Raw genomic sequence first — 24,032 nt, 5'->3', positions numbered from 1 at the left:
ACGACCATCGCAAGCTCGCTCCTACAGGGGGCGATCCGTCGATTGGCATGGCTGCCCCGAACGAGGCATGATCAGCGGGCGATAACAACAAAAGCGTTCCGATATGAACCGCACTGCCAGAGTGACCGACCCTTCCTATGAGCTGATGGATGACCACAACGGGTTGTCCATCATCTATCGCCAGCATGGCTTCCCCTGCCCCCTGGTGCGCTGGCATTTCCACAAGGAATACGAACTGCACCTGATCGTCGCCAGCTCCGGCAAGGTGTTCATCGGCGACTACATCGGTAATTTCTACCCCGAAACCCTGTTTCTCACCGGCCCCAACCTGCCCCACAACTGGATCAGCCAGGTCGCCGAAGACGAAGTGGTGCCCAAACGAGACATGTTGGTCAATTTCACCGACGAGTTGTTCGACAGCGGCTATCAGGTGTTTGCCGAACTCAAGACCCTCGCGCCGTTGCTGGAGCGTGCGCAGTACGGCATCGAATTTCGCTGCAAGCAGACAATTCGCAAAGCAATGGAGCTGATGCAGCGCATTGCCGATACCACGGGAATGACCCGCCTCGGGCACTTTTTCATACTGCTGGAATTGCTCGCGGCCTGCGATGATTACCAGTTGCTGTCCGGCGCGACCACGCCGCAACTGGCGGACGAACACAACATAGACCGCACCAACCGGGCGGTGGATTACATTTTCGCTCACTACGCCAGGGACTTGACGCTGGAGGAAGTCGCCGAGCATCTGGGCATGAAGCCCACCTATTTCAGCCGGGTGTTCAAACAGGCCACCGGACGCTGCTTCATCGAGTTCGTCAATCGCCTGCGCATCAGCAAGTCCTGCGAGTTGCTGGCCGATGGTGACAAACCGGTGACCGATGTGTGCTTCGAATCAGGCTTCAACAACATTTCCAATTTCAACCGACGCTTCCAGCAGCTCAAGGGCATGACCCCGTCGCACTATCGGCGGCTGGTGGTGCAGCGGCTGACCGAGCAGAACCTCACCTGAGTACACCACCTGTGGGAGCGAGCCTGCTCGCTCCCACAGGTTATGGCCTGTTTTCACAGCTGAAACCTGTACGTATCCGATACCGCCCCCTCGCTGAAAAGCCCTTCTCTACGTTAACCACCCCCAACCCCAGTGCAAAAAAGTATCAATCCAAGTGCGACGGATGATTTGTCTCGCCCTCAATTGAAGGCTGTAATCAGCGCACATTCTTCCTGCCGTCGGAAGACACAAAAACAATAACTGTCCTTCTGTATCCCGCCGGGTGCAGAAAAGGAGTGCATGATGCAACCTTCTATAAAAGCTCTGTTAGCCCTCACCTGCATGACCCTCAGCAGCGTCAGCTTCGGCGCCCAGACCCTGACCATCGCCACCGTCAACAACAGCGACATGATCCGCATGCAAAAGCTCTCGAAAACCTTCGAGGCCGAGCATCCGCAGATCAAGCTCAATTGGGTGGTACTCGAAGAAAACGTCTTGCGTCAGCGCCTGACCACCGACATCGCCACTCAGGGCGGGCAGTTCGACGTGCTGACCATCGGCATGTACGAAGCGGCACTCTGGGGCGCCAAGGGTTGGCTGGAGCCAATGAAGGATCTGCCCGCCAGCTATGCCCTCGACGATGTGTTCCCGTCGGTGCGTGAAGGCTTGTCGGTGAAGGGTTCGCTGTATGCCTTGCCGTTCTATGCCGAAAGCTCGATCACCTATTACCGCACCGACCTGTTCAAGGACGCCGGCCTGACCATGCCCGAGCGCCCGACCTGGACCCAGATCGGCGAATTCGCCAGCAAGCTCACCCACAAGGATAAAGAACAGTACGGCATCTGCCTGCGCGGCAAGGCCGGCTGGGGCGAGAACATGGCATTGATCACCACCGTCGCCAATGCTTACGGCGCACGCTGGTTCGACGAGCAGTGGAAACCGGAATTCAGCGGCCCCGAGTGGAAAAACGCGCTGAACTTCTACGTCGACACCATGAAACAATCCGGTCCTCCGGGTGCTTCGAGCAACGGTTTCAACGAAAACCTCGCGCTGTTCAACAGCGGCAAATGTGCGATATGGGTCGATGCCAGCGTCGCCGGCTCGTTCGTCACCGACAAGACCCAGAGCAAGGTCAGCGACCACGTCGGCTTCACCTTCGCACCCCATGAAACCACCGACAAAGGCTCGGCCTGGTTGTACTCCTGGGCACTGGCGATCCCGACCAGTTCCAAGGCCAAGGACGCCGCGAAAACCTTCAGCGCCTGGGCCACGTCCAAGGAGTACGGCGAACTGGTCGCCAAGACAGACGGCATCGCCAACGTACCACCCGGCACCCGGGCCTCGACTTACAGCGAGGCCTACATGAATGCCGCGCCGTTCGCCAAAGTCACCCTGGAATCGCTCAAGGCGGCGGACCCGGGCAAGCCGAGCGCCAAACCCGTGCCGTACATCGGCATCCAGCTGGTGACCATCCCCGAGTTCCAGGCTGTCGGCACCCAGGTCGGCAAACTGTTCTCGGCGGCCTTGATCGGCCAGACCACGGTCGACCAGGCCCTGGCCGCCGGCCAGCAAACCACCGAACGCGAGATGAAGCGCGCGGGTTATCCGAAATAACCACCGCTCCCACAAGGTTCGCGTCGATGTCAGGAAGCCCTGTCGGTCCTGACCATTCTTCTGCACCCAAACGGTTTTAAAGCCATGAATACTTCAACTGCCAAAGCTCACATGGAACTCTCCCAACCGCTGCGCAAAAGCCGGTTGGCCAACCCCGGCTGGTTTCTGGTCAGCCCTTCTGTGGCGTTGCTGCTGTTGTGGATGATCGTGCCGCTGGGCATGACCGTTTACTTCTCGATGATCCGCTACAACCTGCTCTACCCCGGCGAAAACGAATTCGTGGGGCTGGAGAACTTCACTTACTTCCTCACGGATTCAGGGTTCATGCCCGGTGCCACCAACACCTTGCTACTGGTGGGCAGCGTGCTGTTGATCAGTGTGGTGCTGGGGGTGTTGATCAGCGCGCTGCTGGAGGCCAGTGAGTTTCTCGGTCGCGGCATTGTGCGGGTCTTGCTGATCTCGCCGTTCTTCATCATGCCCACCGTCGGTGCGCTGATCTGGAAGAACCTGATTTTCCATCCGGTGTCGGGAATTCTCGCCTACGTCTGGAAACTGTTCGGCGCGCAACCGGTGGACTGGCTGGCGCACTACCCGCTGCTGTCGATCATCATCATTGTCTCGTGGCAATGGCTGCCCTTCGCGATCCTGATCCTGATGACTGCCATGCAGTCCCTCGACCAGGAACAGAAAGAAGCCGCGCGCCTGGACGGTGCCGGGCCGATCGCGATTTTCTGGCACCTGACCTTGCCACATCTGGCGCGACCGATTGCGGTGGTGGTGATGATCGAAACCATCTTTCTGCTCTCGGTGTTCGCCGAAATCTTCACCACCACCAACGGCGGCCCCGGCTACGCCTCGACCAACCTCGCCTACCTGATCTACAACCAGGCGCTGGTGCAGTTCGACGTCGGCACGGCGTCTGCCGGCGGCTTGATTGCGGTGGTGATTGCCAACATCGCGGCCATCGTCCTGGTGCGGATGATCGGCAAAAACCTGACAGACAAAGCCTGAGGCCCGCGCCATGACCCTACAACAATCCCGCCGCCTGCAAAGCCTGCTGCTCGGCACCCTGGCTTGGGCCATCGCCATCCTGATCTTCTTCCCGATCTTCTGGATGGTGCTGACCAGCTTCAAAACCGAAATCGACGCCTTCGCCACGCCACCGCAGTTCATCTTCACGCCAACGCTGGAGAACTACCTGCACATCAACGAGCGCAGCGACTACTTCAGCTTCGCCTGGAATTCGGTGGTGATTTCCTTCAGCGCCACGGCCCTGTGCCTGCTGATTGCAGTGCCGGCGGCCTACTCCATGGCGTTCTACGAAACCCAGCGCACCAAAGGCACGCTGCTGTGGATGCTCTCCACCAAGATGCTGCCGCCGGTGGGCGTGCTGATGCCGATCTACCTGCTGGCCAAGAGCTTCGGCCTGCTCGACACGCGCATTGCGCTGATCGTGATCTACACCCTGATCAACCTGCCGATCGTGGTCTGGATGATTTACACCTACTTCAAGGACATTCCCAAGGACATCCTCGAAGCCGCCCGCCTGGATGGCGCCACCCTGTGGCAGGAAATGCTTCGGGTACTGCTGCCGATCGCCAAGGGCGGCCTGGCGTCCACCGTGCTGCTGTCGCTGATTCTGTGCTGGAACGAAGCATTCTGGTCGCTGAACCTGACCTCGTCGAAAGCCGCTCCACTGACCGCGTTGATCGCCTCGTATTCGAGCCCCGAAGGGTTGTTCTGGGCCAAGTTGTCGGCGGTCTCGACCCTGGCCTGCGCACCGATCCTGATCTTCGGCTGGATCAGCCAGAAACAACTGGTGCGCGGCCTTTCGTTCGGTGCCGTGAAATGACTAACCCAATCCCTGTAGGAGCGAGCTTGCTCGCGATGGACGTGAACGATAACGCGGGCCGCCTGAATGAACGCGTCGCCTGTGAATCCATCGCGAGCAAGCTCGCTCCTACAGGTTTTACCAAATAACGAAAAGTGGAGGCCCATCACCATGGCCAACCTGAAAATCAAGAATCTGCAAAAAGGCTTCGAAGGCTTTTCCATCATCAAGGGCATCGACCTGGAAGTGAACGACAAGGAATTCGTGGTGTTCGTCGGCCCGTCTGGCTGCGGCAAATCCACCCTGCTGCGCCTGATCGCCGGCCTTGAGGAAGTCAGCGGCGGCACCATTGAACTCGACGGCCGCGACATCACTGAAGTCAGCCCGGCCAAACGCGATCTGGCGATGGTGTTCCAGACCTACGCCCTGTACCCGCACATGAGCGTGCGCAAAAACATGTCGTTCGCCCTCGATCTTGCCGGCGTACCGAAAGCCGAAGTCGAGAAGAAAGTGGGCGAAGCCGCACGCATCCTCGAACTGGGTCCGATGCTGGAGCGCAAGCCCAAGCAACTGTCCGGCGGTCAGCGCCAGCGCGTTGCGATTGGCCGGGCCATCGTGCGCAACCCGAAAATCTTCCTGTTCGACGAACCGCTGTCCAACCTCGACGCCGCCCTGCGGGTGCAGATGCGCCTGGAGTTGCTGCGCCTGCACAAAGAGCTGCAAGCCACCATGATCTACGTGACCCACGACCAGGTCGAAGCCATGACCATGGCCGACAAGGTCGTGGTGCTCAATGGCGGCAAGATCGAGCAGGTCGGCTCGCCCCTGGACCTTTATCACCAGCCGGCCAACCTGTTTGTCGCAGGCTTTCTCGGCACGCCGAAGATGGGCTTCCTCAAGGGCCAGGTCACCCGGGTCGACAGCCAGGGCTGTGAAGTACAGCTGGAGGCCGGCACCCGTATCAGCCTGCCGCTGAGCGGCGCCAACCTGAGCGTCGGCGGCGCCGTCACCCTGGGCATCCGCCCGGAACATCTGGAGTTGGCCAAGCCGGGCGACTGCACCTTGCAAGTCACCGCCGATGTCAGCGAACGCCTGGGCAGCGACACCTTCTGCCACGTGCGGACCGCTTCCGGCGAAGCCCTGACCCTGCGCGTTCGCGGTGACCTGGCCAGCCGCTACGGCGAAACCCTGAGCCTGCATCTGGATGCCGGCCACTGTCATTTATTCGATGCCAACGGCGTGGCGCTGACCCGCCCGTTGCGCGCTGCTGCCTGACTTATCGAGTGCTTGTAATGAAACTGAACAAACAAAACCTCAACCGTCTCGCCCCCGAGGTAGTGCTGCCCGCCTATTCCCTGAGCGACACTCGCCAAGGCATCGCGCATATCGGCGTCGGCGGTTTCCACCGTGCCCATCAGGCGTATTACACCGACGCGTTGATGAACCTGGGCGAAGGCCTGGACTGGGCCATCTGCGGCGTCGGCCTGCGTGCCGAGGATCGTCGCGCCCGGGACGATCTCAAGGAGCAGGACTGCCTGTTCACCCTGTTCGAACTGGGTGATACCGACGACACCGAAGTCCGGGTGATCGGGGCGATCCGTGACATGCTGCTGGCCGAAGACAGTGCCCGGGCGCTGATCGACAAACTCGCCGATCCGCAGATCCGCATTGTTTCGCTGACCATCACCGAAGGCGGCTACTGCATTGACGACAGCAGCGGCGAGTTCATGGCCCATCTGCCGCAGATCCAGCACGACCTGGCGCACCCGGATGCACCGAAAACCGTGTTCGGTTTCCTTTGCGCCGCACTGGCCAAACGTCGAGCGGCGGGTACGCCGGCGTTCACCTTGATGTCCTGCGATAACCTGCCGCACAACGGCGTGGTGACCCGCAAGGCATTGCTGACCTTCGCCGCGCTGCGGGATGCCGATCTGCGGGACTGGATCGAGCGCAACGTGAGCTTCCCCAATGCCATGGTCGACCGCATCACACCGATGACCAGCACCGAACATCGCCTGCAACTGGCGGACAAACACGGCGTGGACGATGCCTGGCCGGTGGTCTGCGAGCCGTTTGTGCAATGGGTGCTGGAGGACAAATTCGTCAACGGCCGCCCGGCCTGGGAAAAGGTCGGCGTGCAGTTCACCGACGACGTCACGCCTTACGAAGAGATGAAGATCAAGCTGCTCAACGGCAGTCATCTGGCGCTGACGTATCTGGGCTTTTTGAAGGGCTATCGTTTTGTTCACGAGACCATGAACGACCCATTGTTCGTGCGTTACATGCGCGCCTACATGGACCTCGACGTCACACCGCAACTGTCGCCGGTGCCTGGGATCGACCTGACCGAGTACAAGAACACTCTGGTGGCGCGCTTTTCCAATCAGGCCATTGCCGATCAACTGGAGCGCGTGTGTTCGGATGGTTCGTCGAAGTTTCCCAAGTTCACCGTTCCCACGATCAACCGGTTGATCGCCGATGGCCGGGAAACCAAGCGTGCGGCGCTGGTGGTGGCGGCCTGGGCGTTGTATTTGAAGGGTGTGGATGAGATGGGTGACACCTACGCGATTCCTGATCCGCGGGCGGCGTTCTGTCAGGCATTGGTGGCCGACGATGCATTGATCACCCAGCGGTTGTTGGGGGTTGAGGAGATTTTTGGTTCGGCGATACCGCGTTCGGCGGAGTTTGTCGCGGCGTTTGAGTGGTGTTGCAACAGTTTGCGGGAAGTGGGGGTGACGCGGACCCTGGAGCGGATTTTGGCCTGAGCCCTGCGGTGAAGCAGCCGCAGTCATCGCGGGCAAGCCCGCTCCCACAGTTTCCATGGTGGAACACAGTTTTGCGAACGACATTGATCCCTGTGGGAGCGGGCTTGCCCGCGATGGCGGACTGACAGATCACCGAGATCGACCTGACACACCAAGGACTTTTCCATGGCAACCCGACAACTATTCCTGGGCATCGACTGCGGTACTCAAGGCACCAAAGCCCTTGTCCTCGATGCCCTCAGCGGCCAGGTCCTGGGCCAGGGCTCGGCGGCGCACACGCTGATCAGCGGCGCCAACGGCCGTCGCGAGCAAGACACCGCGCAATGGCTGGAAGCGTTCACCGTCGCCACCCGCCGCGCGCTGTTGGCGGCCGATGTCGACGGCATGGACATCCTCGGCATCGGCGTTTCCGGCCAGCAACATGGCCTGGTGCTGCTTGACGATCAGGGCCAGGTCCTGCGCCCGGCCAAGCTCTGGTGCGACACCGAAACCATCGCGGAAAACGATCGATTGCTGGCTCATCTGGGCGGCGAAAAAGGCTCGCTGGAGCGCCTTGGCGTGGTCATCGCACCGGGGTACACCCTGTCCAAGCTGCTGTGGACCAAAGAGCAACATCCCGAAATTTTTTCCCGGATTGCTCGCATTCTGCTGCCCCACGACTACCTCAATTTCTGGCTCACCGGCCGCGGTTGCAGCGAGTACGGTGATGCCTCCGGCACCGGCTACTTCAACGTGCGCAGCCGTCAGTGGGATTTGCAGTTGCTGCGCGACATCGACCCCACCGGGCGCCTGCAAGCCGCGCTGCCGGAACTGATCGACGCCCACGCGGCCGTCGGCACCGTGCTGCCGGCCATCGCCGAACACCTGGGCATCAACCCGCAAGCGCTGGTGTCCAGCGGCGGCGGCGACAATATGATGGGCGCCATCGGCACCGGCAACATCCAGCCCGGCGCGATCACCATGAGCCTCGGTTCGTCCGGCACGGTTTACGCCTATGCCGACCAACCGAAAATCAGCGCGGATGCGTCGGTCGCGACCTTCTGTTCTTCCAGTGGCGGCTGGCTGCCGCTGATCTGCACCATGAACCTGACCAATGCCACCGGCGTCATTCGTGAACTGTTGGAACTGGACATCGAACCCTTCAACGACCTGGTGGCCATGGCCCCCATCGGTGCCGAAGGGGTGTGCATGCTGCCGTTCCTCAACGGTGAACGGGTTCCCGCCCTGCCCCACGCCACCGGTAGCGTGCTGGGCTTGACCCTGACCAATCTGACCCGGGCCAACCTGTGCCGTGCCGTGGTCGAAGGCACCACTTTCGGATTGCGTTACGGGCTGGACCTGATGCGCCACAATGGCTTACAAAGCCGCAGCATCTGCCTGATCGGCGGTGGCTCGAAAAGTCAGGTATGGCGGCAGATCGTCGCCGATACCATGAACACCCCCGTGATCTGCACCGAGCAAAGTGAAGCCGCCGCCCTTGGCGCGGCGATTCAGGCGGCGTGGTGCAAGTCCTGGGCAAACGGGCAAGAGGACAGTCTGGCCGATCTGTGCGCGCGTTGCGTGAAACTCGACCAGGCCAGCGAAACCCTGCCGATTGCCGAAAACGTGACGGCCTCGCAAAAGGCCTATGAACGCTATCAACAGCATGTCGCAACCCTTTAAAGAGTGAACAACTATGTATCTGGTGTGTGGCGAAGCGCTGTTCGATTTCTTCAGTGAAAACGATGCCAGCGGTCTGGCTTCAAAAGTGAATTTCAAGGCCATTGCCGGCGGTTCGCCGTTCAACGTCGCCGTGGGTTTGCGTCGTTTGGGCGTGGACGCGGCCCTGTTGGCCGGGTTGTCCACCGACTACCTGGGTCGGCGTTTGCTGCAAGTGCTGCAGGATGAAGGCGTGCGCACGGACTATCTGCTGGATTTCGCCGCGCCCACGACCCTGGCAATGGTCGCGGTCGGCGCCAATGGCTCGCCGCACTACAGCTTCCGGGGCGAAGGCTGCGCCGACAGGCAGCTGAGACCCGAACATCTGCCGACGCTCGGGCCTGAGGTGCGCGGACTGCATATCGGTTCGTTCTCGCTGGTGGTGCAACCGATCGCCGATACCTTGCTGGCGCTGGTGCAACGGGAAAGCGGTAAGCGCCTGATCAGCCTCGATCCGAACGTGCGGCTCAATCCGCAACCGAACATCGAACTGTGGCGTTCGCGGATTGCCACCCTGGTCGAGCATGCCGACCTGATCAAGGTCAGTGATGAGGACTTGAGCCTGCTGTATCCCGAGCAGGATCCAGCGCGGGTCATCGACGGCTGGCTGCAGCATCGCTGCCAGTTGGTGTTCCTGACCCGTGGCGGTGAAGGTGCGACGGTGTTCAGTCGTGCGTTTGGCTCGTGGTCGGTGCCGGCCTGTTCGGTGCAGATCGCCGATACCGTGGGGGCTGGCGATACCTTTCAGGCGGCGTTGATTGCCTGGTTGACCGAGCAGCAGATGGATTCGGTCGAGGGTTTGCAGCGGCTCAGTCGTGAGCAGATCGAAGAGATGGTGAGCTTTGCTGTACAGGCTGCGGCGCTGACCTGTAGCAAAACCGGGCCGGATTTGCCGTATCGGCATCAGTTAGATCTTCGTTGATTTCGTGGGCCTCTTCGCGCGCAAGCCTCGTTCCTTGTATGTTGACCGAACACCCGAGGCCCGGCACCTTGATGTGGGTGCCATTCACGTAGCGGGTCAGGAACGTCAGGCCGTTGAGGCCGATAGCCTTGAAATCATAGTCGTAACGCAGCTGCCATGAGCGCTCTTGCGCGGCGGCTAAGTCGTTGACCTGCACGTAGTTGACCAGATACGGATTGGTGCCATCCAGGTACGGCATCGAGTTGTCACCGTTCATGCGCTGCCAACCAGCTCTGAACAAAGGATGGCAGAAGACTTTTTATTGCTGCAGACGACTTTAGTCTGAACAACAACAGGTTTTTGTCTGCCAAACGGTAGTGGCAAAGCGACAGGTGGCGTTCAGGTGGGTTAACCAATGCTTAATCGTGCGGTCCAACACTTACTGGACCGCACGCCCTCAGAGTCCTCTGACGCCCAGTGCGGCAGGTTCGACGACACGTCGAGCAACCTTGCGACTGCACTGGAGATTGCCTCATGAACTCGCGCGCCCTGCTCGTTTCCGCTGCCTTTGTGTGTGTCTCGCTTACCGGTCTGGCCCAGGCCAACGACACATCCTCCTCACAAGCCGTACCCTCTTACCACTACGGCATGCCTCTGCATGTAGGCAAGGTCATTGCACTGACCGAACCCGATACACTCGACTGCGAAGTAGTCACTGCGAGGATGACCTACATCGATGAACAGTCGGGCAAACCTGCGGAGCTCGCCTACCGGAAACTTTCTGACGCCTGCAGTTATCAGAACTGACGGAAAAGTCTGAAATAACGCCTTGCGGTATTCGCGTGAGGGATCTGACGCTATGCTCTGGATCCCTCACTGCCGCAAGGATCAGCCATGCAGTTCTCGTTTCGCACGTTGTCGATTTTTACCGCAGCCTTGTGTCTGTTGCTGGCCTCGATCTGGGGTGTAATACCCGACTGGATGCTGGCCACCTGGGATATCGACTATTCACTGGCGGCAGGTCTGATTGCACGACGCATGGCGGTACTGTTTCTGGCGTTGGGGGTGATGTTTTATCTGGTGCGCAACGAAGCGCCATCTGCAACTCGCAATGCACTGAGCAATGGCTTGATGGTCGGGTGCTGGGGGTTGGCGATACTGGGCTTCGGTGAATGGCTCAATGGCCATGTCGGACCGGGTATCTTGCTTGCGGTCGGAGTGGAACTGGCGCTGGGCCTGGCTTTTTTTCAGACCCGGCGCGTGTCGGTGGAGTTCGAAGCCGCGGGTTAAAGCACTTTACGCATCGGCTGAGTATGCCCGGGTTCGATGTAGTGATGCTGAAGATCGGTGCGCAACTCTGCAATCAGTTCGTTGATTTCCCGACAGCCATTGAGTCGCCGGGCATCGATACCCGTCTTCAAAAGATCCAGCTGGTCGGTTTCCCCATCGGCGTACACTTTTACGGTCATCGACAAATCCGGCGACAGCGTGCATTGGCAGCGTCTCGGCAGGAAACTGCTTTCAATGATATTGCGTAGTTCCAAGGCAGAAAGAAACATGGCGACCCTCTCCTTTGTGAGACTGCCAATCAACCATCGACGCTGACTCATTTGATATCCCGGTCAGCTCAAGAACAGATACAGCATAAAACATGCCTTGGAATGCGCCCGGTTGTTCATCGGTAAATCAAGGTTTTGTGTAACCGCGCATTAACACCTGCCATGCAATTTGCAAAAAAAACGCCTGCGACCATCGTGCAATTTGCACACACTTGCCTATTTGCAATAGTCGTCGACGGCGGTAAAAATTCGACCTCCACATGAGTACATATGCAAGGAGGCAACATGGGTCCCACAACCTTTAACACGACCGTAGGGCTGATCGCGGCCGTACTGTCGAGCGTCGTACACGCGGCAGATCCCGAAAAGGTCGCGCCTTACCCCGAACCTGAAAGCGGATATACCCGCCAGGTCATACAGCTCACGCCACAAACCCGGGAAAATGACTTCAAAGTCGAAATCCTCGCCGGCAAAACCCTCACCGTTGACTGCAACCTGCAACGTCTGGGCGGCACGCTTGAAGAAAAAACGCTCGAGGGCTGGGGGTATTCGTATTACCGCCTGGAAAAAGTCATGGGTCCAATGAGTACCCGGATGGCATGCCCGGACGGCCAGAACAAACAGGATTTCGTGCCGGTAATCGGTGACGGTTTCATGTTGCGCTACAACAGCAAATTGCCGATTGTGCTGTACGTGCCCCAAGGCATCGAAGTGCGCTACCGGATCTGGTCAGCGTCGGGTCAGGTCGACAAAGCTGTCATGGAGTAGCCGGGTTATCGTGCCAGAGCGGACCTTCATGTGTCCGCTGCTGACCACCACCTTCACGCCGGAGCGTCACTTAACCCGGCGCGTTCTGCCACATACCGCAAACTGTCGAAATTGATGTTGGCGCCAGAATCTATGGCCACAAGGCTCTGACCCCGGACGCCGGTGCGCGCTACGTACTTCTTGATCCCAGCCACGGCCAGGGCGCCGGAAGGCTCAGTGATCGAACGGGTATCGTCGTAGATATTCTTGATCGCGGAGCAAAGTTCATCATTGCTGACTGTCAGCACTTCATCGACGCAAAACCGGCACAATTCGAAACCATGGACGCCGATTTGCGCGACCGCCACTCCATCCGCAAAGGTGCCCACGGCTGGCAGGACCACACGCTCATCGACCTGTAGCGCTGCGCGCAAGCAAGCGGAATGTTCTGACTCTACGCCGATGATGCGCACTTCAGGCCGCAGGTATTTGACGTACGCCGCGATGCCGGCGATCAAGCCGCCACCTCCCACCGGGACAAAGATCGCGTCCAGCGCCCCCTGATGTTGGCGCAGGATCTCCATGGCGACAGTGCCCTGTCCGGCGATCACATCCGGATCGTCGAAGGGCGAAACAAAGGTCTTGCCGGTTTGCTGTGCCAGCTCCAGCGCATGGGTCAAGGCAAACGGAAAGCTCTCACCCTGCAGCAATGCCTCGGCGCCGCGACTGCGCACGCCCAGCACCTTCAACTCCGGCGTGGTGGCAGGCATGACTATCGTGGCCTCGATGCCTAATTCCCGAGCTGCCAGTGCCACGCCTTGGGCATGATTGCCGGCCGAAGCAGTGATCACGCCGCGAACTTTTTGCGCGGCGCTCAGGTTCACCAGTTTGTTGTAGGCACCACGGATCTTGAAGGAAAAGGTCGGCTGCAGATCTTCGCGCTTGAGCAGAATCTTATTGCCCAGCGCCTGGGACAACGCGGGGGCCGGTTGCAGCGGCGTACACACGGCCAGTTCGTAGACCGGCGCGGCGAGGATCTTTTTGACGTAATGCTCTAGCAGGGTCTGTTGGGCGGTGGCGCTCATGTTCGTCTCCTGATATTGATCAGAACCCCGAGACAGAAAATGAAAACCCGCCTCTAGGGCGGGTTGGGTGCTGCAGTCGTGAGCTAGCCCGCCAAATGAGGAATGGCGGTAATAATGCTTGGCTGGCAGCGCAATACTGTGGAAGTCATGCCCGAAAACTAGCCGGGTGCTGATGGCAAGTCAATGGCTAATGTCCATCGGCCGCTGTAGGCTGGCAATCCTGCTCATCGTCCCAAGGAGGGAAACCATGAAGTCTGTCGCCCTGCCTCTCGTTGCCCTGATTGCCTTTGCCAGCTACACCGTTTCGGTGATGCTCCAGGCCGAACAGTCGCTGATCGATTTTGGCCTCAGCCTGATGTCACGCCCGGATACAGCGCAGGTGGTGATTGATCTTTATTTACTGGCGACGCTGGCCGGTATCTGGATGTACAAGGATGCGCGCAAGCGCGGGAAATCGGGGTGGTCGGTGGTGCCGTATCTGATGGTTACTGCTGTATTTGTGTCAGTTGGGCCGTTGTTGTATCTGGTGGTGCGTAATCTCAAGGACATCAAAAAACCGGGGAGTGTTTCGCAACAGATCTGATCCCGAGTTTTCAGTGCTGTTGGCATTGCCTTCGCGAGCCTGACAGACGCCACATTCATTTAGCCAAGCGCTTCAGCCCTAGCACCATCACCCCCGCCCCCAGCATCATTGCGCTCAAAAACAACGGATAGGAAACCCACCACGGCGTACCCTCCGTCATCATGCTGAACTCGGACATGCCGCCAATGCTCGCGATCAGGTTCAACGGCAGGAATACCACGTTGATCAACGTCAACTTGCGTAGCAGGTTGTTCATGCTGTTGTTCATCAGGTTGCCGCGCGCGTCGATCAGGCCGGAGAACACCGTCGAGTAGATTTCAGCCTGTTTGTAGCACTGGTTGTTTTCGATGATCAGATCGTCGATCAGGCCAATGGCATGGGCGTCGAAATGTTCCTTTTGCGCATGGTTGCGCAGTCGGGTCAGGACCGCGCCATTGCTGTGGATGGCGTTGATGTAGTAGATCAGGCTTTCGCTGAGGTTGAACATCTGGATCAGGTGCTGGTTCTGCATTGATGCATTGAATTTCTGCTGCAACTCCCGGGCAACCAGCTTGATGACTTTCAGGTGACCCAAATAGTGATGGATGTTGTTGAACAACAGGTCGAGCAACACATCCTGCGGTGTGTTCAGTGCCTTTCCCCTGCCGAGCCCGTTGAGCGGCGCGTCGTCAGTGGCGATTACCAGCAAGCGATCAGCACAAAACAACAGGCCGCAGGACGATACTTCGAAAGACAGACTACCGGCACCCGAGTAGTTTTCCGGGCGCTTCCAGATCAGGAACAGATTGTCGGGATGGAACTCGATCCGTGAAACCTCATCGGGGTCAAGCGCCGAAGCCAGGGCATGCTCATCGAGCTTGAAGTGGCTGTGCAGCAGGAACCGCTCGGCAGCATCGGGGTTGCTGAACAGCATGACGTCGGCATCCAGGTGATCAACGGCGTGCAACGCGCCATCCACCAATTGAAAACGCTTGATCATCGGCCGCTCACCAGGCCTGGCCGCGACGTTTAAGCTCCAGGCGGCGAACGAACTCTTCCAGCACCAACGAATACAGGTCGTCCTGCAGGTAGGCGTCTTCGATGCCGGCGTCCATGTTCGGGTTGTCGTTGACTTCGATCACTACCACTTTGTCGCCGGACTGCTTGAGGTCGACCCCGTAGAGGCCATCGCCGATCAGGTTGGCGGTTTTGACCGCCAGTTCCACCACTGCCCGCGGCGCTTCGTGAACCGCCAGGGTGCGGCATTCACCGTTGATGTCCTGGCCCTTGGCCTTGTGGTTGTAGATTTGCCAGTGGCCCTTGGACATGAAGTATTGGCAGGCAAAGATCGGTTTGCGGTTGAGAACACCGATGCGCCAGTCGTATTCGGTGTAGAAGAACTCCTGTGCCAGCAATAGTACCGAGTGTTCAAACAGCTCGGCGGTGGCTTCGAGCAGTGCTTGCTGGCTTTCGACCTTGATCACGCCCCGGGAGAAACACCCGTCGGGGATTTTCAATACCAGCGGAAACCCCAGCCGTTCGCCAACCCGTTCGAAGTCTTCCGGTCGCTCCTTGTAGAGGATTTCGGTGGCGGGCATGCCCAGTTGATGGCTCTTGAGCAGGTCGGTCAGGTACACCTTGTTGGTGCAACGCAGGATCGACGCCGGGTCGTCCATCACCACCAGTCCTTCGCTCTCGGCCTTCTTGGCGAAGCGGTAGGTGTGGTTGTCGACGCTGGTGGTCTCGCGGATCAACAGGCCGTCGTACTCGGCAATCCGTGCGTAATCCTTGCGTTCGATCAATTCGACGTCGATACCCAGCGTCCTGCCGACCCTGACGAAATTGTCCAGCGCCGTGGCATTCGACGGCGGCAAAGCCTCCTGGGGATCGTGCAGGATGGCCAGGTCATAACGGGCCAGCCGTCGTGAACGCGGCAGACGCCAGATCTTGCGACTGAAACTGTCCAGGGAATGGGCGAATTGATCTTCCTGATCCTCTCGCAACTTGTGCAGTGCGCCGGATTTTATGCCTTCGATGTGCCAGCCATTCGTTCGGCGAAATTCAACTAACAAGATAGGACAGGCAAATACTTCGAATAACTGTCGGGCCAGATCCTGCAAGGGTTCAATATTGGTCTTGCCGAAATAAAGTGTCAGGGTAAAACCCTCGGTGTCGCTGTAAGCATGATGGCTGAGGGCTTTTTCCAGGGCTTTATCCAGGTCGTCCAGCGCCAATCCATACAGGGACTTCCGGGTCAGTTCGCTGATGGTCCGCACCGACGGAATGACCCTGTGCCCGCGGGCTTCGGCCAGCAGCGAGCAGTAATAACCGTGCCCCAGGTACTTGTAGCTACGGCACAAGTTGATGACCTGAACGCGCTTGCCTTGCTCATTGTCGCGGGTTTGTTCCAGGTATTCCTGAGCCGTGACGATGTCTTCGCTGGGAAAATAAGAGGCCCAGTCTTCCTTGCGCTCGACGATGATAATCAACTGGCTGGAAGTTCTGCTGGTGTCTTTTAAATAAGTTGCTGCCGGCAAAGTTTGCTCGGATACTTCGCGCCAATGACCCTGTACCGCTGACATAGTGATTGATCCGTTGGAGAACAAGACCTTTCCTATTAAGCACGAGATTTTTTGAAAGTCTCGTTCCGTTACGCAACTTTTACGGCGGTCATATGAATACGTTTTTTCGTTTGGCGGTAATGGACGATTTACCTGCGCTGCTAAAACTCGAGGAACAATGCTTCACCACCGATCGACTCAACAGTCGTAGCTTTCAATGGATGATCAGCCGCGCCCACGGACAACTGCTGGTGGCCCAACGCGGCGAGCATTTGTTGGGTTATGCAGTGGTGCTTTTCCACCGAGGTACGTCCCTGGCGCGTCTGTATTCGATAGCCATCACAGCCCAGGCCCGGGGCAATGGACTGGGCAAGCAGTTACTCGATCGCGTCGAGGCCTGCGCCCTGAAGCACGATTGCGCCTACTTGCGGCTGGAAGTGCGGATCGACAATCCGGGGGCGATTGCGCTGTATGAGCGTAACGGTTACCGGCGCTTTGCCCTGATTCACGACTATTACCAGGACCATGTCGATGCACTGCGCCTGGAAAAACGCATCCTCCAGCACCGCGACTCGCGCAACATTCAAGTGCCTTAAACCGGGACAAACTTAGGGCGGCGGTGATTCTTTACTGCCGCCCCTCGCCACAAGAGCAAAGCTACTTCAAACCGATCTTGTACAGTTCTCCATTCTCTTCATCGGTCAGCACATACAAATACCCATCCGGCCCCTGCCGTACATCGCGAATGCGCTTGTTGAGTTCCCCCAGCAAGCGCTCTTCGTGAACGACCTTGTCGCCGTCGAATTGCAGGCGGATCAGTTCCTGGGTCACCAGTGCGCCGATAAATGCGTTGTGTTGCCAGGCCTTGAAGCGATCACCGTCGTAGAACGCCATGCCACTCAGGCCCGGGGATTTTTCCCAGACATGGTGCGGCCTTAGGGTGCCCTCCGCGGATTTACCATTGGCTTCCGGTATCGGCAGGCCGGAATAGTTGATGCCGTGGGTGGCCAGCGGCCAACCGTAATTCTTGCCACGCTCAATGATGTTGACTTCGTCGCCGCCCCGGGGACCGTGCTCGTTTTCCCAAAGGGTGCCGGTCCAGGGATTGAGCGCCGCGCCTTGCGGATTGCGAACGCCGTAGGCCCAGATCTCCGGGCGCACACCCGCCTGGCCGACAAAGGGGTTGTCGTTAGGCACCTTGCCGTCCGGATAGATCCGCACGACCTTGCCTTGCAGTTTGTCGAGATCCTGGGCAGTCGGGCGATCATTGTTTTCGCCCAAGGTAATGAACAGATAGCCATCGCGGTCGAACACCAGTCGCGAACCGAAATGGTTGCCGACGGAAAGCTTGGGTTCCTGACGGAAAATCACTGTGAAATTCTTCAGGTTTGCCAGATCTTCGGACAACTGCCCGCGACCGACCGCCGTGCCGGCCTTGCCACCCTGACCGCCACCTTCGGCGTACGACAGATAGATCGTGCGGTCCTGCTTGAAATCCGGTGACAACGCCACATCCAGCAAACCGCCCTGCCCTTTGGCCCAGACCTTGGGCACCCCGTTGATGGGCGCCGAGAGTTTGCCGTCAGCGCTCACTACCCGCAGATTGCCGGGTCGCTCGGTCACCAGCATGCCCTTGCGGTCAGGAAGGAATGCCAGCGCCCAGGGATGCTCCAGCCCCTGGACGATCGGCGTGACCTCCAGGGTGCCCTGCTCGCTTTTCAGGTCCTGGGAAGGTGCCGCCAAGGCAGGCAGCGTGGCGGCCAGTAAAGCGCCGGCGCATGCAATGGCCGGGAGAGATTTGCACAACATGGACGGTTCCTTTTGTCATGTAAATGGTTCAGCGATTGCTGGTGCCAGCGTCTCGATGAGGTGGATTGGGTATGAATTTCGGCGCACTGGCAGGGGGCGATTGAGTTTGCGGATAGCGATTGCCAATGCCGCCGTTGTCGAGGGTCGGCGGTCGCGGCACCGGCACGGTATTGGGCCCGCGAATGGCCGGCGCGCTGGGTTGGGTGCCCTGCATGCTGTTGGGGTTGGCGCGGCGGATCGGGCTGTTGTAGGGGTTGTTGTTGCCGCTGTTTGGCAGGTTTTGGGCGACCTGCAACGGTTCTCGCGGTGAAAGGCCCTGCGCCAGGACCTGATGGCCGAGAACGCCGCTCAAGGCCAGAAGGATGAGGCCGGGTACGCATCGGTTCATGGAAAGCCTCTCGACGAATGCGTGAATAGTGTCTTCGATAGCACGCTACGCCCAGGGTTCGGATTTGTTAACCAAAACCTCCATGGCGAGATGTAACACGAAGTTGATCCAGCGCTGGAACGGACTGCAAGTCACTGAAACTTTTGCACAAGGCCGCGGGTCACCTGAACATCACTTGCGAGTAGACGACCATGGCACGGGCAATCTGGAAAGGCGCAATCAGTTTCGGGCTGGTGCATATTCCTGTAGCGCTGGTCTCGGCAACCTCATAGCAAGGGGTGGATTTCGACTGGCTCGACAGTCGCAGCATGGAGCCGGTGGGCTACAAGCGCGTGAATAAAGTCACCGGCAAGGAAGTCACCAAGGAAAACATCGTCAAAGGTGTCGCTTACGAAAAAGGCCGCTACGTGGTACTCAGCGAAGAGGAAATCCGCTCCGCGCATCCGATGTCGACCCAGACCATCGATATCTTTTCCTTTGTCGACAGCAAACAGAATCCGTTACAGAACATCGACACGCCTTACTACCTGGCACCGGACAAGCGCGGCGGCAAGGTCTACGCACTTCTGCGTGAAACCCTCACCAAAACCAACAAAGTCGCGCTGGCGCGCGTGGTGCTGCATACCCGTCAGTACCTCGCCGCCTTGATGCCGCTGGAATCGGCCCTGGTGCTGGTGAAACTGCGCTGGCCGGCGGAAGTGCGCAGCCTGGATGAACTTGCCTTGGGTCCTGACGTGACCAAGGCCGAACTGGCCAAGGGTGAACTGGACATGGCCAAACGCCTGGTGCAAGACATGAGCGCTGAATGGTCGCCTGACGATTATCGGGATGAATTCGCAGACAAGATCATGGCGTTGGTGAACAAAAAGGCCCATGAAGGCAAGATCGAGGTGGTTGAAACGGATACGGGGGAAGAGGCGCGCAAGACTGCAGATGTTATCGATTTGACCGAGTTGCTCAAGCGAAGTCTGGGAGGCAAGGGGGCGGATAAGCTAATCTCCAAGCCCAAAGCTGCAAGCAAACCTGCGGCAAGAAAGAAAGTCAGCAAGTGATGTGTTGAATGTCCCGGCCTGCTCGCGAAGGCTTTTTCAGATCAGGACGAAGATCGCCAGCAAACCACCAAAAATCCCCCACTTTTGCAGGTAATAGAGTTTGCGATTGCGCTTCTTCAATTCCTTGCCATGCAGGCGAATCTTGTAGATCTTCCCGAACAGGCGATTGATGCCGCCTGTCTTGTCGCCCGCCTCGTTCGGTGCGCCGGCGGCCGACATGACGGTGCGGCTGAACCAGCCATTGAACGCTGCCACCCAGCGGTACTTCATCGGACGCTCGATATCGCAGAACAGGATGATGCGGTTCTGCTCAGTGGTGTTTTCGGCGTAATGAATGTAGGTCTCGTCGAACATCACCGCTTCACCGTCGCGCCAGTGGTAGTTCTGGCCATCGACATTGATGTAGCAACCGGCGTCGTTGGGCGTTTCCAGGCCCAGGTGGTAACGGTAGGAGCCGGCATACGGGTCGCGGTGACGCACCAGTTTGGACCCCGGTGGCAACTCGGCGAACATGGCGGCCTTGATCGAGCCGATGCTCTGCACCAGCTCGGTGGTGCGCGGGCAGAGTTTCATCGCCGACGGGTGGCTGTCGCCGTACCACTTGAGATAGAAGCGTTTCCAGCCGGTCTTGAAAAACGAGTTGAAGCCGACATCGTCGTACTGGTTCGAACGCTTGATCTCACCGGCCCGCAGCAGGGTCTGGCCTTCGGCGCGAATTTCTTCCCAGTGGGTCTGCAATGGACTCAGGTCGGGGAAATCCGCCGGATTGAGGTAAGGCTTGTTGGGGATCTTCGAGAACAGATAAAGGAAGCAATTGATCGGTGCGAGAAACGTCGAGTGATCGCTCAATTGGCGGCCGAGTTTGTGACGCACGCGACCGCGCAGGTGAACGTAAGCAACGGATACAACGTAAATTGCGGCAATGATGAGTTTCACGGAAATCGTCACACGTCAGAAGTGAACAAACTGCGTCCCCTGCCAGCCAGCAACCTGCGGGTCTTGTGCAGCGTCTGAAAACGAAACAGCGGTCTCTGCGCCCGTCCTTGAGCGACGTCGGACATCGGCATCCGATAGAAAGATGGCATTTTAGCCATCGCCTGTAACCAATTGTTAGCGTTCAAGTGTGAAAATCTGTCCACCGGGAATGGTCAAAGCAGCGGTGCGGTCTTATTGCCCTATCGTTTAAAGAGCCAGACCAGTACAATCGCCGCCAAACTTTACGCGCCCCCCCTTGGTTGATGACGGGTATGACCCCGGCCTCAGCGCACTTCGACTCGGCCGCACCCCTTGCTACTCTGAATGCTTCGCAGGAAAAACCTTTGATTTCTACAGCTAACATCACGATGCAGTTCGGCGCCAAGCCGCTTTTTGAAAACGTCTCGGTCAAGTTCAACGGTGGCAACCGTTATGGCTTGATCGGCGCCAACGGTTGCGGCAAGTCGACATTCATGAAAATTCTGGGCGGTGACCTCGAGCCATCCGGTGGCCAGGTCATGCTCGAGCCGAACGTGCGCCTGGGTAAATTGCGCCAGGACCAGTTCGCCTACGAAGAATTCACCGTGATAGACACCGTGATCATGGGCCACGAAGAGCTGTGGAAGGTCAAGGCTGAACGCGACCGCATCTACTCGCTGCCGGAAATGAGCGAAGAAGACGGCATGGCCGTGGCCGAGCTGGAAACCGAGTTCGCCGAAATGGACGGCTACACCGCCGAATCCCGCGCCGGCGAACTGTTGCTGGGCCTGGGCATTCCCCTGGAACAGCATTTCGGCCCGATGACCGAAGTCGCACCAGGCTGGAAACTGCGGGTGCTGCTGGCGCAGGCGCTGTTCTCCGATCCGGAAGTGTTGTTGCTCGATGAACCGACCAACCACCTGGACATCAACACCATCCGCTGGCTGGAAACGATTCTCACGGCGCGTAACAGCACCATGATCATCATTTCCCACGACCGTCACTTCCTCAACAGCGTCTGCACCCACATGGCCGACCTGGACTACGGTGAACTGCGCCTGTTCCCGGGCAACTACGACGAGTACATGACCGCGGCGACCCAGTCCCGCGAGCAACTGCTGTCGGACAACGCCAAGAAAAAAGCGCAGATCGCCGAACTGCAGACCTTCGTCAGCCGCTTCTCGGCCAACGCCTCGAAAGCCAAGCAGGCCACTTCCCGCGCCAAGCAGATCGACAAGATCCAGCTGGCCGAAGTCAAGCCATCGAGCCGCGTAAGCCCATTCATCCGCTTCGAACAGACCAAAAAGCTGCACCGTCAGGCCGTGACCATCGAGCAGATGTCCAAGGGCTTCGACGGCAAGACCCTGTTCAAGAACTTCAGCTTCACCGTCGAAGCCGGCGAGCGCGTAGCGATCATCGGCCCGAACGGTATCGGCAAGACCACCCTGCTGCGCACGCTGATGGGCGAACTGACCCCGGACGCCGGTTCCGTGAAATGGACCGAAAGCGCCGAGCTGGGCTACTACGCCCAGGACCACGCCCACGACTTCGAAGACGATGTCAGCCTGTTCGACTGGATGGGCCAGTGGACTCAGGGCGAGCAGATCATTCGCGGCACCCTGGGTCGCATGCTGTTCTCCAACGACGAGATCCTCAAGTCGGTCAAGGTGATCTCCGGTGGTGAGCAAGGTCGCATGCTGTTCGGCAAGCTGATCCTGCAAAAGCCGAACGTACTGGTGATGGACGAACCGACCAACCACCTGGACATGGAATCCATCGAGGCGCTGAACCTGGCGCTGGAGAACTACCCGGGTACGCTGATCTTCGTCAGCCACGACCGCGAGTTCGTATCGTCCCTGGCCACGCGCATCATCGAGCTGAGCCCCAATGGCGTGACCGACTTCAGCGGCACCTACGATGACTACCTGCGTAGCCAGGGTGTGGTGTTCTAAGGGCAGCTGTAGGAGCGAGCTTGCTCGCGATGGAGTCAAGATCACCGCGTTTAACCAGTAGACACGCGTTATCGTTGACGACCATCGCGAGCGAGCTCGCTCCTACAATGTTAATGCGCAACCTGTGGGAGCGAGCCTGCTCGCGATGAGGTCCTTATGAATAACGATGATTTAGAGACAAGTAGTTAGCCTGCTTCCTTTTATCCCGCCGCCAAGCCATCATGCAGTTCTCCCACCGCCGCCCGCGAACGAGCCCTCATGTCTGCGCAGCAACAGCCACCGCAAAGCTCCATGGCGATCACCCTGCAGATCGTCTCTATCGTTTTCTATACCTTTATTGCCTTCCTTTGCATCGGCCTGCCGATTGCGGTGTTGCCGGGGTATGTTCACGAGCAGCTCGGGTTCAGCGCGGTCATCGCGGGATTGACCATCGGCTCGCAGTACCTCGCCACCCTGCTCAGCCGGCCCATGGCCGGGCGCATGTCCGACAGCATCGGCACCAAGCGCGCGATCGTTTACGGTTTGGCGGGCATTGTGTTGAGCGGCGTGCTGACGCTGCTGTCGACGATGTTGCAAAGCTTGCCGTTGCTCAGCCTGCTGATCCTGATCGCCGGCCGCCTGTTGCTCGGCATCGCCCAAGGCTTGATCGGGGTCGGCACCATCAGTTGGTGCATGGGCCAGGTGGGAGCCGAACACACGGCGCGCTCGATTTCATGGAACGGCATCGCGTCTTATGGCGCAATTGCCATCGGCGCGCCGCTGGGTGTGGTGATGGTCGATCAACTGGGGTTCACCAGCCTGGGGATCGCCCTGTCGGTGCTGGCCGCGCTGGGGCTGCTGTTGATCCGCAACAAACCTTCGGTGCCGGTGGTACGGGGTGAACGCCTGCCCTTCTGGGCCGTGTTCGGACGCATTGCCCCCTTCGGTGCGAGCCTGAGCCTGGCCTCCATCGGCTACGGCACCCTGACCACCTTCATCACCCTGTATTACGTCAACCGCGGCTGGACCGGCGCGGCTTACTGCCTGACGGTATTCGGCGTGTGCTTCATTCTGGCGCGGTTGTTGTTCATCTCCAGCATCAGCCGCTTCGGTGGATTTACCTCGGCCATTGCCTGCATGACCATCGAAACCGTCGGCCTGGCGCTGCTGTGGTTGGCGCCGTCGACGGGCTACGCCTTGATCGGCGCCGGGCTGACTGGATTCGGCCTGTCGCTGGTGTATCCGGCGCTGGGCGTCGAGGCGATCAAGCAAGTGCCCAACTCCAGCCGTGGCGCGGGGCTGAGTGCCTATGCGGTGTTTTTCGATCTGGCGCTGGCCATTGCCGGGCCATTGATGGGCGCCGTGGCGTTGAACCTGGGGTATTCGTGGATTTTCTTTATCGCGGCGTTGCTGTCGGTGAGTGCGCTGGCGTTGACATTGCTGCTCAAGCGTCGGGCGATGGATTAGTCCCATCACGATCCGTGTGGGAGCGAGCCCGCTCGCGAAGAGACCAGTGCATCCGCCAGATTTCCTGCACCTCAAATGCCGCCTTCGCGAGCAGGCTCCCTCCCACAGAGGTTCGTGAGT

21 protein-coding genes and 3 pseudogenes are annotated in these 24,032 nt (G+C 58.9%); 16 read left to right on the top strand and 8 right to left on the bottom strand.

Translation table 11 applies throughout. The annotated features are described in order from the left end of the window. Positions 1–103: 103 nt before the first annotated feature. From FFS64_RS15705 to FFS64_RS15670, 8 genes are all read left to right on the top strand, one after another. Positions 104–1,009 (top strand): AraC family transcriptional regulator, encoded by a 906-nt coding sequence (locus FFS64_RS15705; RefSeq protein WP_137806138.1) that lies wholly within the window; start codon positions 104–106, stop codon positions 1,007–1,009. Positions 1,010–1,291: 282 nt separating this feature from the next. Next, positions 1,292–2,602, top strand: a complete 1,311-nt coding sequence (locus tag FFS64_RS15700; protein ID WP_137806137.1) for a sugar ABC transporter substrate-binding protein — start codon at positions 1,292–1,294, stop codon at positions 2,600–2,602. Positions 2,603–2,686: 84 nt separating this feature from the next. Further along, a complete protein-coding gene (locus FFS64_RS15695; protein WP_137806136.1) occupies positions 2,687–3,613 on the top strand; it encodes a carbohydrate ABC transporter permease in 927 nt (308 codons plus the stop codon). 10 nt (positions 3,614–3,623) lie between these two features. Continuing rightward, positions 3,624–4,454 (top strand): carbohydrate ABC transporter permease, encoded by an 831-nt coding sequence (locus tag FFS64_RS15690; protein WP_095194202.1) that lies wholly within the window; start codon positions 3,624–3,626, stop codon positions 4,452–4,454. A 150-nt stretch (positions 4,455–4,604) separates the two neighbouring features. Then, positions 4,605–5,708 carry an ABC transporter ATP-binding protein gene (locus tag FFS64_RS15685; RefSeq protein WP_095194201.1) on the top strand — a complete coding sequence of 368 codons (1,104 nt, stop codon included), beginning with the start codon at positions 4,605–4,607 and terminating at the stop codon, positions 5,706–5,708. Between the two features lie 17 nt (positions 5,709–5,725). Next, positions 5,726–7,198: a mannitol dehydrogenase family protein gene (locus FFS64_RS15680; protein ID WP_137806135.1), complete on the top strand. Its 1,473-nt coding sequence runs from the start codon at positions 5,726–5,728 to the stop codon at positions 7,196–7,198. A 165-nt stretch (positions 7,199–7,363) separates the two neighbouring features. Next, positions 7,364–8,860 (top strand): xylulokinase, encoded by a 1,497-nt coding sequence (xylB, locus tag FFS64_RS15675; RefSeq protein ID WP_137806134.1) that lies wholly within the window; start codon positions 7,364–7,366, stop codon positions 8,858–8,860. 13 nt (positions 8,861–8,873) lie between these two features. Continuing rightward, on the top strand, positions 8,874–9,818 hold the full coding sequence (locus FFS64_RS15670) for a carbohydrate kinase (RefSeq protein ID WP_137806133.1): 945 nt from the start codon (positions 8,874–8,876) through the stop codon (positions 9,816–9,818). A gap of 13 nt (positions 9,819–9,831) precedes the next feature. On the opposite strand, the pseudogene FFS64_RS31720 reads toward FFS64_RS15670, so the two are convergent. Then, positions 9,832–10,095: pseudogene (locus tag FFS64_RS31720) on the bottom strand (OprD family outer membrane porin); the annotation flags it as partial. A 236-nt stretch (positions 10,096–10,331) separates the two neighbouring features. Between FFS64_RS31720 and FFS64_RS15660 the strand changes: the two are divergent. Together FFS64_RS15660 and FFS64_RS15655 are read left to right on the top strand one after the other, a co-directional pair. Further along, entirely contained in the window at positions 10,332–10,604 is a 273-nt protein-coding gene (locus FFS64_RS15660) for a DUF2790 domain-containing protein (protein ID WP_137806132.1), read from the top strand. 87 nt (positions 10,605–10,691) lie between these two features. Continuing rightward, positions 10,692–11,087, top strand: a complete 396-nt coding sequence (locus FFS64_RS15655; RefSeq protein WP_137806131.1) for a hypothetical protein — start codon at positions 10,692–10,694, stop codon at positions 11,085–11,087. Here FFS64_RS15655 and FFS64_RS15650 read toward each other — a convergent pair. Next, positions 11,084–11,356 carry a DUF1652 domain-containing protein gene (locus tag FFS64_RS15650; protein WP_137806130.1) on the bottom strand — a complete coding sequence of 91 codons (273 nt, stop codon included), beginning with the start codon at positions 11,354–11,356 and terminating at the stop codon, positions 11,084–11,086. The two genes, FFS64_RS15655 and FFS64_RS15650, sit on opposite strands and share 4 nt — an antisense overlap. A 285-nt stretch (positions 11,357–11,641) precedes the next feature. On the opposite strand from FFS64_RS15650, the gene eco reads away from it, so the two are divergent. Further along, entirely contained in the window at positions 11,642–12,124 is a 483-nt protein-coding gene (gene eco, locus FFS64_RS15645) for a serine protease inhibitor ecotin (RefSeq protein ID WP_137806129.1), read from the top strand. A gap of 53 nt (positions 12,125–12,177) precedes the next feature. On the opposite strand, the gene ilvA is transcribed toward eco, so the two are convergent. After that, positions 12,178–13,188: a threonine ammonia-lyase, biosynthetic gene (ilvA, locus tag FFS64_RS15640; protein WP_137806128.1), complete on the bottom strand. Its 1,011-nt coding sequence runs from the start codon at positions 13,186–13,188 to the stop codon at positions 12,178–12,180. A 247-nt stretch (positions 13,189–13,435) separates the two neighbouring features. On the opposite strand from ilvA, the gene FFS64_RS15635 reads away from it, so the two are divergent. Further along, positions 13,436–13,771: a DUF2834 domain-containing protein gene (locus FFS64_RS15635; protein ID WP_137806127.1), complete on the top strand. Its 336-nt coding sequence runs from the start codon at positions 13,436–13,438 to the stop codon at positions 13,769–13,771. A 55-nt stretch (positions 13,772–13,826) separates the two neighbouring features. Here FFS64_RS15635 and FFS64_RS15630 read toward each other — a convergent pair whose 3' ends face one another. Beyond that, a complete protein-coding gene (locus FFS64_RS15630) occupies positions 13,827–14,750 on the bottom strand; it encodes a magnesium transporter CorA family protein (protein ID WP_137806126.1) in 924 nt (307 codons plus the stop codon). A gap of 7 nt (positions 14,751–14,757) precedes the next feature. After that, positions 14,758–16,332, bottom strand: a complete 1,575-nt coding sequence (locus tag FFS64_RS15625; protein ID WP_137806125.1) for a RimK family protein — start codon at positions 16,330–16,332, stop codon at positions 14,758–14,760. A gap of 92 nt (positions 16,333–16,424) precedes the next feature. Between FFS64_RS15625 and rimI the strand changes: the two are divergent. Beyond that, a pseudogene (gene rimI / locus FFS64_RS15620) lies at positions 16,425–16,904 on the top strand (ribosomal protein S18-alanine N-acetyltransferase); the annotation flags it as partial. 64 nt (positions 16,905–16,968) lie between these two features. Here rimI and FFS64_RS15615 read toward each other — a convergent pair. Beyond that, entirely contained in the window at positions 16,969–18,120 is a 1,152-nt protein-coding gene (locus FFS64_RS15615) for a PQQ-dependent sugar dehydrogenase (protein ID WP_137806124.1), read from the bottom strand. 28 nt (positions 18,121–18,148) lie between these two features. After that, a complete protein-coding gene (locus FFS64_RS15610; protein WP_137806123.1) occupies positions 18,149–18,508 on the bottom strand; it encodes a hypothetical protein in 360 nt (119 codons plus the stop codon). Positions 18,509–18,699: 191 nt separating this feature from the next. On the opposite strand from FFS64_RS15610, the pseudogene FFS64_RS15605 reads away from it, so the two are divergent. Then, positions 18,700–19,560 (top strand): annotated as a pseudogene (locus FFS64_RS15605) (Ku protein). Between the two features lie 36 nt (positions 19,561–19,596). On the opposite strand, the gene lpxO reads toward FFS64_RS15605, so the two are convergent. After that, on the bottom strand, positions 19,597–20,496 hold the full coding sequence (gene lpxO / locus FFS64_RS15600; protein WP_137806122.1) for a lipid A hydroxylase LpxO: 900 nt from the start codon (positions 20,494–20,496) through the stop codon (positions 19,597–19,599). A gap of 383 nt (positions 20,497–20,879) precedes the next feature. Here lpxO and FFS64_RS15595 point away from each other — a divergent pair, with 383 nt between their 5' ends. Both FFS64_RS15595 and FFS64_RS15590 read left to right on the top strand, forming a co-directional pair. Beyond that, entirely contained in the window at positions 20,880–22,466 is a 1,587-nt protein-coding gene (locus tag FFS64_RS15595; protein ID WP_090321229.1) for an ABC-F family ATPase, read from the top strand. Between the two features lie 258 nt (positions 22,467–22,724). Beyond that, a complete protein-coding gene (locus FFS64_RS15590; protein ID WP_137806121.1) occupies positions 22,725–23,912 on the top strand; it encodes an MFS transporter in 1,188 nt (395 codons plus the stop codon). Positions 23,913–24,032: the final 120 nt, after the last annotated feature.

The sequence above is a fragment of the Pseudomonas sp. G(2018) genome, from assembly GCF_005502415.1.
Classification (GTDB): Bacteria; Pseudomonadota; Gammaproteobacteria; order Pseudomonadales; family Pseudomonadaceae; genus Aquipseudomonas.
Note: the sequence above shows the minus strand (reverse complement) of the source record. Positions and strands in the feature narration are given on the sequence as shown.

Excerpts from the sequence above, each read along its gene's own strand:
- eco (WP_137806129.1), top strand. The coding sequence starts at position 11,642 with ATGGGTCCCACAACCTTTAACACGACCGTAGGGCTGATCGCGGCCGTA.
- FFS64_RS15680 (WP_137806135.1), top strand. The coding sequence starts at position 5,726 with ATGAAACTGAACAAACAAAACCTCAACCGTCTCGCCCCCGAGGTAGTG.
- FFS64_RS15610 (WP_137806123.1), bottom strand. The coding sequence starts at position 18,508 with ATGAACCGATGCGTACCCGGCCTCATCCTTCTGGCCTTGAGCGGCGTT.
- FFS64_RS15705 (WP_137806138.1), top strand. The coding sequence starts at position 104 with ATGAACCGCACTGCCAGAGTGACCGACCCTTCCTATGAGCTGATGGAT.
- ilvA (WP_137806128.1), bottom strand. The coding sequence starts at position 13,188 with ATGAGCGCCACCGCCCAACAGACCCTGCTAGAGCATTACGTCAAAAAG.
- xylB (WP_137806134.1), top strand. The coding sequence starts at position 7,364 with ATGGCAACCCGACAACTATTCCTGGGCATCGACTGCGGTACTCAAGGC.
- FFS64_RS15670 (WP_137806133.1), top strand. The coding sequence starts at position 8,874 with ATGTATCTGGTGTGTGGCGAAGCGCTGTTCGATTTCTTCAGTGAAAAC.
- FFS64_RS15690 (WP_095194202.1), top strand. The coding sequence starts at position 3,624 with ATGACCCTACAACAATCCCGCCGCCTGCAAAGCCTGCTGCTCGGCACC.
- FFS64_RS15590 (WP_137806121.1), top strand. The coding sequence starts at position 22,725 with ATGTCTGCGCAGCAACAGCCACCGCAAAGCTCCATGGCGATCACCCTG.
- FFS64_RS15695 (WP_137806136.1), top strand. The coding sequence starts at position 2,687 with ATGAATACTTCAACTGCCAAAGCTCACATGGAACTCTCCCAACCGCTG.
- FFS64_RS15660 (WP_137806132.1), top strand. The coding sequence starts at position 10,332 with ATGAACTCGCGCGCCCTGCTCGTTTCCGCTGCCTTTGTGTGTGTCTCG.
- FFS64_RS15625 (WP_137806125.1), bottom strand. The coding sequence starts at position 16,332 with ATGTCAGCGGTACAGGGTCATTGGCGCGAAGTATCCGAGCAAACTTTG.
- FFS64_RS15655 (WP_137806131.1), top strand. The coding sequence starts at position 10,692 with ATGCAGTTCTCGTTTCGCACGTTGTCGATTTTTACCGCAGCCTTGTGT.
- FFS64_RS15615 (WP_137806124.1), bottom strand. The coding sequence starts at position 18,120 with ATGTTGTGCAAATCTCTCCCGGCCATTGCATGCGCCGGCGCTTTACTG.
- FFS64_RS15635 (WP_137806127.1), top strand. The coding sequence starts at position 13,436 with ATGAAGTCTGTCGCCCTGCCTCTCGTTGCCCTGATTGCCTTTGCCAGC.
- FFS64_RS15685 (WP_095194201.1), top strand. The coding sequence starts at position 4,605 with ATGGCCAACCTGAAAATCAAGAATCTGCAAAAAGGCTTCGAAGGCTTT.
- FFS64_RS15700 (WP_137806137.1), top strand. The coding sequence starts at position 1,292 with ATGCAACCTTCTATAAAAGCTCTGTTAGCCCTCACCTGCATGACCCTC.
- FFS64_RS15630 (WP_137806126.1), bottom strand. The coding sequence starts at position 14,750 with ATGATCAAGCGTTTTCAATTGGTGGATGGCGCGTTGCACGCCGTTGAT.
- FFS64_RS15650 (WP_137806130.1), bottom strand. The coding sequence starts at position 11,356 with ATGTTTCTTTCTGCCTTGGAACTACGCAATATCATTGAAAGCAGTTTC.